Consider the following 11082-nt stretch of genomic DNA (forward strand, 5'->3'; position numbering starts at 1 on the left):
TCCGTGGAAGGAGACGCGATGTAGTACTGGAAAAACGATCCAATCAGCGTGAGGCCTTCGACGGGCAAGAAGCGTCATTCCGTTTCAAGACGGGTTGAACCAGATGTGCTGCTATGAAAAAAGCGGAAGAAATAGTCCATGCGAAATTGTCTTTGCTTAAAATCATCGACGAATTTCAACTGGAGATCAGCCGCGGTGACGATCTTCCCACGGTATTCCGGAACCTGACCCGGCGGGTGCTGGGGTTGACGGAAAGTGAGTATGGTTTCATCGCCGATGTGAGGGAAAGCCCCGCCGGGGATCCCTATGTTTCAATCCTGGCATATTGCAGTATTTCCCAAGATCCAGAGGTAAACCGGTTTTTTCAGGAATACGGCCGCAGCGGACTGGAATTTTTCAATCTGAAAACCTTGTTCGGCCAGGTGTATACCAGCGGGAACCCGGTTATCGCCAACGATCCGGAAAACGATTCCCGCCGCGGCGGGCTGCCGAAAGGACACCCGCCGCTCAACGCTTTCATTGGCCTGCCGGTCACCCATGGTGGAGAGGTGCTGGGGATGCTGTGCCTGGCCAACGGCAAGGACGGCTATAAGGAAGACCTTGTTGAATGGTTTCAACCGTTGCTCAACGTTTGCGGGCAGGTTTTGCTGGGTCTTCGCAATTCCCGGAAGGAAGAGGAGGTTGAGAGGCGCATGAAACGCAATGCCTCTTATATCCATTTGCTCAAAGCGGCCACACAAATTGCCGCTCAATCCGGTTCATTTGAGTCCGGCCTGCGGGCCTTCCTGCGTGAGATCTGTGTGACTTTGGATTGCGCCCTGGGTGTGGTGCACCGGGTGGATGACAGCGGGACCTGCCTGGTTCCGGCGGGCATCGTGTACCAAAACATTCCCGATCTCACTGTGCCCACCATGTCCCGGGTCATGGAAGCGGTGTTTGCAAATGGAGAAGGTCTGCCCGGAAGGGTCTGGGACTCCGGTCTGCCGCTCTGGGAGGAGAATGTTTGGCGGGACAAGGCCTTCCTGAAAAGGCTTGATATCCATGAATCGGGACTCGGTCATTCTGGGTTTGCTTTTCCAATAACCATGAACAACGATTTCTTGTGGGTGGTTCAGGTTTATACCTCCAATGTCCGCGAACCCGACATGGAGTTGCTGGAGATTCTGGTTGCTGCCGGGGTTCAGTTGCAGCTCCTATTGGAGCACAAGCAGCTTTTACGAAGCCGGGCTGTTTTGAACACCATTCTGCGAAATGCCCAGGATGCCATCATCGAGGTGGACCTGGACGGCAAGATCACAGGTTGGAATTCCGGTGCGGAACGGATTTTTGGCTACAGGCAGGAAGAGTTGGTGGACAAAAGCCTGACGATGCTGGTCGCTCCCGGCAGCGAGGGGGACGCCGCGCGGATTCTGGAAGGAGTTCGGGAAGGGGAAGCGTTTAAAGTTGAGACTCGGGGAATTGATAAGAATGAAGAAATCCTGGAACTGGCGCTGACCCTGGCGCCGGTGCTGGACGCCAGGGGTGTTTGTATTGGCGCTACAGTGATTGCGTGGGACGCCACAGGCTGGAAACAGCGGGAGCGGGAACTTTTAAGGACCCGCATTGAGGCCAACGCTGCCAATCGGGCCAAGAGCGAATTTCTCGCCCATATGAGTCACGAGATTCATACCCCGCTCAACTCGGTCCTCGGGTTTGCGCAGATCATCGAGCGCGACCCCCGTCTTTCGCCGCAGCATAAGGAATACGTGTCACGGATTCTGGACGGTGGTAACCAACTCATGCGGCTGGTGGACGACATTCTGGAGATGTCCAAGATCGACGGCGGAGAATCGGAACTGTACAGCCAGGCATTCGATTTGGTTGGCATGGTCGACCGCATCAATTCGTCCATTCGCAACCGGTGCCTGTTCAAGGGGCTGGATTTTTTTGCAGAAGGGTTGGAAGAACGGCCTCTTTGGGTTTATGGTGACGAGTCAAAATTGCATATGGCGCTCACCAACGTCCTCAGCAATGCGGTCAAGTTTACAGATCAGGGGGCCGTGCTTCTGCGTATTGAGCAAAGACCGAATGAGGTGTTTAGCTTTGAAATCATAGATACTGGCAAAGGCATTGCCGCGGACCAGCTGACCAAAGTGTTTGACCCGTTTGAAAAGCTGGGAGAAGTCGGGTTGAGCAAAGGCATGGGACTGGGCCTTTCCATCTCAAAAAAACACATCGAAGCCATGGGCGGTACCATTTCCGTTCAGTCGTTGGAAGGCAAGGGCACGCATTTCACCATCGAGTTGCCGCTCAAACGGTTTGGAGAACTTTCGTCGTATGACAACGATTCCTGGCATTTTAAAAAGCCGCTTGCGTGGATGTCCCTGCGGGCGGCCTGCGTGGGTAAGTTCCAGCCCACAGAATCCCGTGAACTGGACAAAACCCTCGGAAGCTTGGGTATTCCATTGTGTCACGTAGAGAATATCGAATCGCCGCAAATGCTCGAAAACCCAGGGGTGGACCTGTTGTTCGTTAATCTGGACGGGTTGGGGGACCAAACAGAAGCCCTGATCCAAAACCTGCGCAAGTACCAGTCCTTTGAAAAAATACTCCTTGTGGTCGTCGCCGGTGCCCAGAACCGGGAGATGGCCGATGCCTGCCTGCAGGTCGGGGCGAACCAGGTTTTGGATAAGCCGGTTAATTTGAAAGGGATTCTTCAAATTATTGGAACGGGTTTCGGATTGGCCCTCGATTTCCTGAGACGGACTTCCGGCCCGCAGACGGTTTCCCCGGACCGGGAAATCGATTTGGCCCGGGTCCAGTTTTCCAATCAGGTTATGGAAAACATCAAAGCGGCCGCGTCCAGTTATAATTTCACCAGTTTTGAAAAGAGCCTGAATGCAATCCAGGTTGACGGCGAAGAAAAAAAACTGGCCCTGTTTTTCAAGGATTTGATACGTTCATACGATATGAAATTGATCAACCAGGTCATCGAGTTTTTGAACAGAATGCAATCGGGCCCGAAATCCTGATTTCCGGTTGTAACATGTGAGTAGTATGTCCTCCATTCCGCCCGACCGTGAAGACTTTAAAATTCTTATTGTTGACGACACCCCCGCCAATGTGGAAGTCCTCCAAAAGACACTGGAGGTAGAGGGTTACAATATTTCCGTTGCCCTTAGCGGAGAGAAGGCCCTTACCATCGCGTCGCGTTTCATGCCGGATCTCATTCTGCTCGATATCATGATGGAGGGCATGGATGGTTACGAAACCTGCCGGCGGCTGAAAGCCGATCCGAAAACCACCGGGACTCCGGTCATATTCATTTCCGCCCGGAATGATATAGAGGATGTGGTCGAAGGGTTCAACCAGGGTGGGGTCGACTACATTGTTAAACCCTTCAAGTCCGGCGAAGTGCTGGCGCGGGTCAAAACACACCTTCAACTTCATTCCCTCAAAAAGCAGCGGGAGGCCTTGATTCAGGAACTGGAAAAGAAAAACGAGGATCTGGTTTCGCTCAATGAAATAAAAAATAAATTCCTCGGTATTGCCGCCCACGACATCCGCAATCCACTTTCCTCCATTAAAGGATTCGTTGAACTCCTCGAACTTTCAGGAGAGTCTTTTTCTCAAAAAGAACATGACGAAATGCTTCAGTTGGTCGGCAAATCGGTCAATGAGGTGTTGGGAATGGTGGATGACCTGCTGGATATTTCGGTTATCGAGAGCGGCAACCTGAAACTGGACCTGGGGCCGGGCGACCTGACCGCTCTGCTGAAGGAAAGGATCCAGATCAACTCCGGACATGCGCGGGGCAAGGATATTTCAATAAACGAGGATTTCCACGATATTGAACCGATCGTTTTCGACCGGGGCCGCATGGCACAGGTTTTGGATAATTTGATCAGCAACGCAATCAAGTACTCCCCGCTTGGTTCCAGTGTATTCATTGAGCTGAGGCAGGAAGACGGTTGGACACACGTGCGGGTCCGGGATGAGGGGCAGGGGATCCGGCCGGAAGATCAGGAACAGATATTCAGAGGATTCCAGAAGCTGGGCGCCCGTCCCACCGGGGGGGAAAAGAGCACGGGGCTGGGACTGGCCATTGTCAAGAACATCGTGGAATCCCATCAGGGAAAAATAGGGGTGTACAGCGAGGTGGGAAAAGGATCGACGTTTGAAGTCGCTCTGCCCAATCTGGAGATGCCCGACTACAGGTTTTAGGAAGGAAGGGGCATCCGCAGGGTGCTAACGGGCAAAACCATTGCCTCACTTGCCTTTCATTTTTTCAAGCAGCTGATTGAAGCTTTCCGTCAAATCGCCCACTTCATCCTTGGACTGAATAGGCAGCTTTTTCTGGCGTAAATTGCCCTGCGCCATTTCCCTCGCCATGTTGCTGACCTGTTTGATGGGTTCGCTCACAGTGCGTGTGATGGTGGACCCCAGCACCCCCGCCATCAATGCCGCAATGAAAAACAGGATGACCAGAAGCACCACGAGAAAATGTGTGCGGTTGGAAATTTCCTGCATGTCTTTATCAAGCAGCTTGTTCTGCGTATCCGTCATTTCATTCAAAAAGGATTTGATGCGGAAGGCGATGGGTACCGCCTTTTGCGCCAGCCAGGCGTTAGCCAGATTCCACTCCTTGCCCGAACGGATCTGGATGATCTCTTGCAAAAGAGGGGCGATCTGTTCACGGGCCCGTTCCAGCCGTTTGAACACCTTCTGCTGGTCCGCAGACAACAGTTTGAAGTTTCGCTTCAGGTCATTGAACCGGTTCGTGTTGTCCTCCCAGTTTTTCCGAAACTGATCCTTGAATGCGGGGTCACCCGATAACAGAAACTCTTCCGCCTTTTCGAATGCCAGGCTGGTGGTTCCCTCCAGGTCGGCCATGATGGCCAGAAGCGCTTTGCGGTTCTGTGAAGACGGAGGGATGCGCATTTCCAGGTTGATCATGCGGGTGACATAAGTCATCAACCGGTCTTCCAATGGCTGTGCTTTTTCGAACAGGATTTTTCGGGCTGGTGTATTTTCGTCTGTTTGGGCAATGCTCTCGATTTCCTGCTGGAACACCTTAAACTGTTTGAGGTCTTCCTCAATTGCATGGAGTTGATTCACATGCTCCTGGTTGTTCCATTGGCTGGAGAGTTCGTGCAGCTTTTGGAGGGAGGGTTCAATCTGCTCGTTCCAGGCAGTGGCGCGCTCTTCCTTGAACTTGGGATCACCCAGTATCACCCATCCGCGCAGGGAGGCAAGCGAATGGTTCATCCCGTTCAACATCATCAGGCTGGAGTGGGCTGTCGGGGTCCGAAGGGTCACCACCCGTTTGGTGATCGCCTCCATATTCTTGACTTGCTGAATGGTTATCAGAACCACTCCCATAAGAATCAGGGTAATGACCCCGAATCCTACCCCAATTTTGGTGCTAACTTTACAATCTCGGAACTTTCCCATTCGTAATCCAGGATGGCGAAATCAGAATCTGCGGTAATCCGGTCCCGAAAAAACCAGGTTCCCCCCTATAATAATTCTATTTTCCCGGATTCCAAATGATAAATCGCACCCATGACCGCCAATCCGGCCTCTTCGGTCAATTTTGACAGGATCGGTTCGGCTTTCCGGATATTTTTCATGTTATGTAGGACATTCTCCCGGACCACCTCATTGACTTGAGGAAGGTGCCCATTACTTGTGCACTTTGATACGCTGGGCTGAATGAACTCCACCAGATTGCCAATGTGCCCCGGAACCTGATCGCCGGAAACGGCCGCAGTCACCGCGCCGCAATTGCTGTGGCCGAGAACGATGATGAGCCGCGTTCCCAGATGCTCCACGGCATATTCGAGACTGGCCAGGACCATGTTGGAGGCGATATTACCTGCCACCCGCAGGACAAACAGGTCCCCCAGTCCCTGATCGAATATGATTTCAGGGGAAACCCGGGAGTCAGAGCAGGCCAGAACCGCTGTAGGTGATGGCCGACCCTTCGCGCATTCCTTCCGGTAGAGAGGGTCCTGGTGGGGATGGAGCGTGGCTCCCCTTGCAAATCGTTGGTTCCCCAGCAACAGTTCATTCAATAATTGAGTTGTCATTTGTCCGCTTTCATAAATAAATCAGGTTGGAAGAAAACCCGGTAATTTAAAGTAGCACAGGGGCTTAATTATTTTTATCTGGGAATTCATGATTGTGAGGTCGAGATACTTCGAATATTACGGAGAGGCTTCGCAGTTTCTGGAATGGATTTTTAAGACGGGCAACGGAGATCGTCCCGGTTGCGTCTTAAGGAGGTAGCGGGAGGTTCCTGTTAAAAAAATGAAAACCGGACCCGAAAAAGGGCCCGGTCGCTCGATCCCAGGAGGGAAGCTTACAACCTGTATTTGGGAATCAGTTTTTGCTGGCGGCGAACATTGTCCAGTTCGTCAAAAAACGCATGCATGTCTTCCTGAGAGGCATCGGACAATTCTTCTTCCAGCCAATTCATGCAATCTTCAAAGGAGGGAAAGAGATACTGTTCCGGAATCATGCCGGGAACAATGTTGATGCGCCTCAGCATGCGCAGGGGCTGGTCCTGCAGGCCGGTCATCACCACCGCGATGTTCCGGTTTTCAAATTCGCGGATCACCTCTTCCAGTGCGTACAGACCCGTCTGGTCGATGTGGGGGACCTTTTTCATGCGAAAGATCACGACGCGGATGTCGGGGAGGGTTTTGGCCAGTTCCTGAAAGGCGGGAGCGAAACCGAAAAACAACGGGCCGTCCAGGTGTTTTACATAAATCTTGTCCATGATGTGTGCCGGAATGTGTTCGTCATCCCACGGAATTTCCTTGGAATAGGAGCGGAGCGGGGATATTTTTATATCCCGGCCGGCCTGGTCGCTCATCTGTTTCATGAACAAAACGGAGGCCAGGATGAGTCCCGCCGCCACGGCCTGGATGAGGTCCACGAAAACGGTCAGGGCGAGCACTAGGATCATCACCACGGCGTCGGCCCGGGGCACTTCCTTGATATGGCGCATTCCCTTGTAGTCGATGATGCCGATGCCGACGGTGATCAGGATGCCCGCCAGCACGGCAAGGGGAATCTGGGAAGCATATACGCCCGCCCCCATCAGAATGACGAGGAGGACGAGGGCATGGACGATTCCTGAAAGGCGGGTGACGCCGCCGGAGTTGATGTTGACCAGCGTGCGCATGGTGGCGCCTGCGCCCGGCAACCCGCCGATGGCCGCGGCGGCCATGTTGCCGATGCCCTGGCCCACCAGCTCCTGGTTGGAGTTGTGTTTGGTTTTGGTGATGTTATCCGCCACCACCGAGGTCAGAAGCGAGTCGATCGCACCCAGCAGCGACAGGGTGAGCGCCAGCTTGATGATCAGGCCCATTTTCATCCCCTCGAGAGACATCTCACCGATCCGCAGTTCCGGAAACCCATCCGGAATGTCACCGATCAGGGGAACGTTCAGCCCCACCCAGCCGGAGATGCCGGAGACCGCGAAAAGCGCGACCAGCGTACTTGGAATGGCTTTGGTGATGCGCGGGAAGATGTAAATGATGGCAATGGTGGCGGTTGCCACCAGCACGGCTTCCCAGTTGATGGCAGTCAGGGCTTTGGGCAGGTCGTGAAAAACCGCCGGAATGGTTTTCGGCGATTTTTGCCCCATAAAGGGGAAAATTTGAAGAATGATGATGATCACCCCGATGCCCGTCATGAAACCGGAAACCACCGGGTAGGGAATGTAGCGGATGTAAGTGCCCAGTTTCATGACACCGTATCCGATCAGGAACACCCCCGATAGGAAAAAGATCGCGATGATGGTGCCGAATGCTGCCTCCAGACTGCCCATATTCTGGACGGCGGTCATGACCACCACTGTGGACACAACCGTCATCGGGCCGGTAGGACCGCTGATCTGCTGACGGGTTCCTCCGAAGAGGGCGGCAAAAAAACCAAGTGCAATCGCGCCATAGAGCCCGGCGATCGCCCCCATGCCCGATTGAACCCCGAAAGCCAGAGCCAAAGGGAGCGCCACAATGCCGGCTGTGACCCCTCCGAAAATGTCCCCCTTCAGGTTGTTCAGATCGTACTGAAAGTACGATTTGAGGGAGAGGTTTGCTCTTTCCTTTTCAACCTTCGGCATGGACGCAATATTCAAGGTTTTCGTCTGCATTTGGACTTTAACTGTAAAACATTGGAAAAAGGCATAGAGTTTATTCTAGCGAAAATAAGCAATTTGGTCACAAAAAAATGACATATTATCGAAAAAACTCTATATCTATAAAGTATTAAATTTAAAGACTATTTCTTTCATTTAGTAGGAATTTCGCCCGGTTTGGCATAGGATAAGTGGAAAAATAACCGGTCGCCCTCTCCTGCTAAAGAAGGGCGGCCGGCCGGAGGTAATTCCGTGAGAAGCAAAAGCCCTTATCGCTGATCGGAGAATCCGGGGACGCGAGGCGGGCCCGAACCAAACATGGGGATGCGTGGGTGCCTTCCTAGAAAGAGATATCCCATTGAACCCGGATGCGGTTGTCGTCGTAAGACATTCCGGTGGACGCGTCTTCCAATTCCAGAATGGAATAATCGACGGTGATTTTGTTGTCGTGACCGGAGAAGAAGTAGTTCAAACCCCAGGTGTATTCTTCACGTTCGTCGGTGAGGGCCACGTTGCTGGCCACCGGGGCATCGACGAACGCGTAGCGAAAAGCCAGTTCCAGCTTCTCCGGAATCTGCGGAACCAGTCCGTGGAAAAAGTAACCCGCCTGCGCGTACATACCTTTGTACTTGTGAACGGTCATGTTGCGTTTGTCTTCCACGTCTTTCCAGTGGTATTCCTGCTGGATCGACAGGCCCCGGTACTTGAACGCGAATTCCTGCACGTACTGCTCGGTTTTGAAATTCTGCGAAGTGGCGCTGGGTCCTGTAAGCCCGCTCAGGTTGCCGCAACCGGAGGAGCTCCAGCGACTGCACTTGCCGTTGTTGGTGGCGGCGGCGAAGGCCAGACTTCCGGTTGGCAGTTTATGGAAGGATACGTCGGACTGACGCCATTTCAGGTCGCGGCCAAGAAAGTTCCACTGCAGGCGACCCATGTACATCATGTCGTTATCGGGATTGTTTACCGAGCGGCCTTCGCCGTTGAACACACCGGCCCAGTAACGCATGTCGGCGTAGGTCTCTTTAAACAAGCGGCCGCGAATCTGTGCGCCCACCTGGCGGTCGATGGTGAACACGCGGTTCACGATGGACCGTTCGACGAACTGCTGGCGTCCGGAAGAATCCACACGCTCGCGGTTGAAGTCGATTTTCCACTGACCCACGCGGAGGCCGATCTCGTCGATCGGTTGCAGGGTGATGCGGTAGTCGATGACACGCGCGGAAGAGGCCGCGGCATCGTCATCCACGTCGCGCGACGGTTGCAGATCCACTTCAAAGTAGTAATCGATCCAGGGTTTGAATCCGTGACCGCCGATTTTCATGCGGAGGCGGCGGGCTTCGAAGTTGCTCGAGTCGGAGCGGGTGGTGAAGTTCGACACACCGCGCGGATCGGAGCGATGAGGGTGCGTGTACCGCAACTGCGCGCGCCATACGAGCCGGGTAGAGAACAGGCCGTCCGACGTTTTCATCTCAAAACCCGGATTGGCGTAACGCACCTGGATGTAGTCTTGCTTTTGGGGAAGGGAGTCCAGGTTTTCAAAACGTTTCAGCTTTTCTTCCAACGCCCTCAGGCGCTTCTCCGTATCCGACTCCGCCCACACCGCCTGTGCCGGGATCAGCAGCCCGGTCACGGCCAGCAAAACGATCACATTCCGGATCATTCCGTCCTCCTTCTTTCTTATGTGTTGATCACTTGAGTTAGAATTTGAAACCCCTCAGTATCAGGTCGATTTGCGTCCAGCTCCGCATGCCCAAATGGTACGCAGGGTTTGTTAGATTCCGGTAAGGGGTCGGTTTGCATTGCCCTAGAAAGACGAATCGGGGTAAAAAAGCCGGGCACAAATTGGATGAAAACGCGGTTCCCGGTCAAGAAGGCCGAGGGTTCGGGCCATCTGTGTTGACGCCGGGATGAGAGGACCGATTGAAATAAATCGGACCCGGTTGACAAGCAGCCGGAATCGAGAATACATTGATCTGGTTTGGCCTGTACCGTTTTTAAAATATCACTCATTTGATCGATATCATGTTGCCTGAATGGATTGAATTCAAAATTCAAATAGAAAAAACCAAGAACGAGCTGGCCGGTGCGGACCTGAGTAATCGCAAGCTGATGCAGGCCAAGCTGGACCACGCCCAGTTGCAGGGCGCGGACCTGAGTTTTTCGTACCTCATCTGCGCTGATCTGACGGGAGCGGATTTGAGCGGAGCCGACCTCACGGGCGCGGTGCTCAGCGAAGCCATTCTCAAAGACGCCAACCTGGAAGACGTCGAGTTCGAGGATTCCTACCTGAATGGAGCCGACCTGAGCGGCGCCACCAATCTCACTTGCGACCAGCTCGAACTCGCCTATCTGGACAGGGAAACGCGTTTGCCCGACAATATCCAGATTGAATGGGTGTCCGACGACCAGTTTGAATGCAGTGAAAAGGATTGAGGCCGGATCATGACCGAAAGCAAACGCGCGGTGGTGCTGGTGGGGCACGGAGGCCTGCCCAAGGACTGCCCGCCTGACTGGGTGTCCCGTCTCAAACAGCTGGAAGGCCAGCGAAAGGGCACCGGCCAGCCGCCGACGGCGGAGGAGATGGACCTCGACCGTCAGATCCGCAACTGGCCGCGCACGCCGGAGAACGATCCCTACCACCACGGCCTGCAACGGCTGTCCGAACGGCTGGAGCCGCGTGTCGCCCCCGCCAAACTGGTGGTTGCGTACAATGAGTTCTGCGCGCCCACGGTGCTGGAAGCGGTGGAGAAGCTGGTCGAGGCCGGGTTCACGCACGTCACCGTCGTGCCCACCATGTTCACGCCCGGCGGATCGCATTCGGAGCTGGAAATTCCGGAACTCCTCACCACCCTGCGCAGTCAGTTTCCCGATCTCGACCTGCAATACGCCTGGCCGTTCGACCTCGACACCCTCGCCGGGTTCCTGGCGGATCACCTTGCCGGATTCCCGCCGCA

At 54.0% G+C, this 11082-nt stretch carries 8 protein-coding genes; 4 read left to right on the forward strand and 4 right to left on the reverse strand.

Translation table 11 applies throughout. From position 1 onward, the window contains the following. Positions 1–113 precede the first annotated feature (113 nt). Both TX82_RS07665 and TX82_RS07670 read left to right on the forward strand, forming a co-directional pair. Entirely contained in the window at positions 114–3011 is a 2898-nt protein-coding gene (locus TX82_RS07665) for a GAF domain-containing protein (RefSeq protein WP_005008982.1), read from the forward strand. Between the two features lie 25 nt (positions 3012–3036). Continuing rightward, on the forward strand, positions 3037–4203 hold the full coding sequence (locus TX82_RS07670; protein ID WP_005008983.1) for a hybrid sensor histidine kinase/response regulator: 1167 nt from the start codon (positions 3037–3039) through the stop codon (positions 4201–4203). Positions 4204–4248: 45 nt separating this feature from the next. Here TX82_RS07670 and TX82_RS07675 read toward each other — a convergent pair whose 3' ends face one another. The 4 genes from TX82_RS07675 to TX82_RS07690 all read right to left on the reverse strand — a co-directional run bounded on the left by TX82_RS07675 (position 4249) and on the right by TX82_RS07690 (position 9788). Continuing rightward, entirely contained in the window at positions 4249–5433 is a 1185-nt protein-coding gene (locus TX82_RS07675) for a HAMP domain-containing protein (protein WP_005008985.1), read from the reverse strand. A 65-nt stretch (positions 5434–5498) separates the two neighbouring features. Then, positions 5499–6071 carry a carbonic anhydrase gene (locus TX82_RS07680; protein ID WP_005008988.1) on the reverse strand — a complete coding sequence of 191 codons (573 nt, stop codon included), beginning with the start codon at positions 6069–6071 and terminating at the stop codon, positions 5499–5501. A 272-nt stretch (positions 6072–6343) separates the two neighbouring features. Next, entirely contained in the window at positions 6344–8143 is a 1800-nt protein-coding gene (locus TX82_RS07685; RefSeq protein WP_005008992.1) for a SulP family inorganic anion transporter, read from the reverse strand. 325 nt (positions 8144–8468) lie between these two features. Continuing rightward, entirely contained in the window at positions 8469–9788 is a 1320-nt protein-coding gene (locus TX82_RS07690; RefSeq protein WP_005008994.1) for a porin, read from the reverse strand. Between the two features lie 362 nt (positions 9789–10150). Here TX82_RS07690 and TX82_RS07695 point away from each other — a divergent pair, with 362 nt between their 5' ends. Next, entirely contained in the window at positions 10151–10561 is a 411-nt protein-coding gene (locus tag TX82_RS07695) for a pentapeptide repeat-containing protein (protein WP_042252151.1), read from the forward strand. A 9-nt stretch (positions 10562–10570) separates the two neighbouring features. Further along, positions 10571–11082 (forward strand): sirohydrochlorin chelatase (locus TX82_RS07700; protein WP_042250854.1); only part of this gene is annotated, 512 nt, incomplete at its 3' end.

Source organism: Nitrospina gracilis 3/211, assembly GCF_000341545.2.
GTDB lineage: Bacteria > Nitrospinota > Nitrospinia > Nitrospinales > Nitrospinaceae > Nitrospina > Nitrospina gracilis.

Coding starts and splice junctions, on each gene's coding strand:
- TX82_RS07665 (WP_005008982.1), top strand. CDS start 114: ATGAAAAAAGCGGAAGAAATAGTCCATGCGAAATTGTCTTTGCTTAAA.
- TX82_RS07670 (WP_005008983.1), top strand. CDS start 3,037: ATGTCCTCCATTCCGCCCGACCGTGAAGACTTTAAAATTCTTATTGTT.
- TX82_RS07675 (WP_005008985.1), bottom strand. CDS start 5,433: ATGGGAAAGTTCCGAGATTGTAAAGTTAGCACCAAAATTGGGGTAGGA.
- TX82_RS07680 (WP_005008988.1), bottom strand. CDS start 6,071: ATGACAACTCAATTATTGAATGAACTGTTGCTGGGGAACCAACGATTT.
- TX82_RS07685 (WP_005008992.1), bottom strand. CDS start 8,143: ATGCAGACGAAAACCTTGAATATTGCGTCCATGCCGAAGGTTGAAAAG.
- TX82_RS07690 (WP_005008994.1), bottom strand. CDS start 9,788: ATGATCCGGAATGTGATCGTTTTGCTGGCCGTGACCGGGCTGCTGATC.
- TX82_RS07695 (WP_042252151.1), top strand. CDS start 10,151: ATGTTGCCTGAATGGATTGAATTCAAAATTCAAATAGAAAAAACCAAG.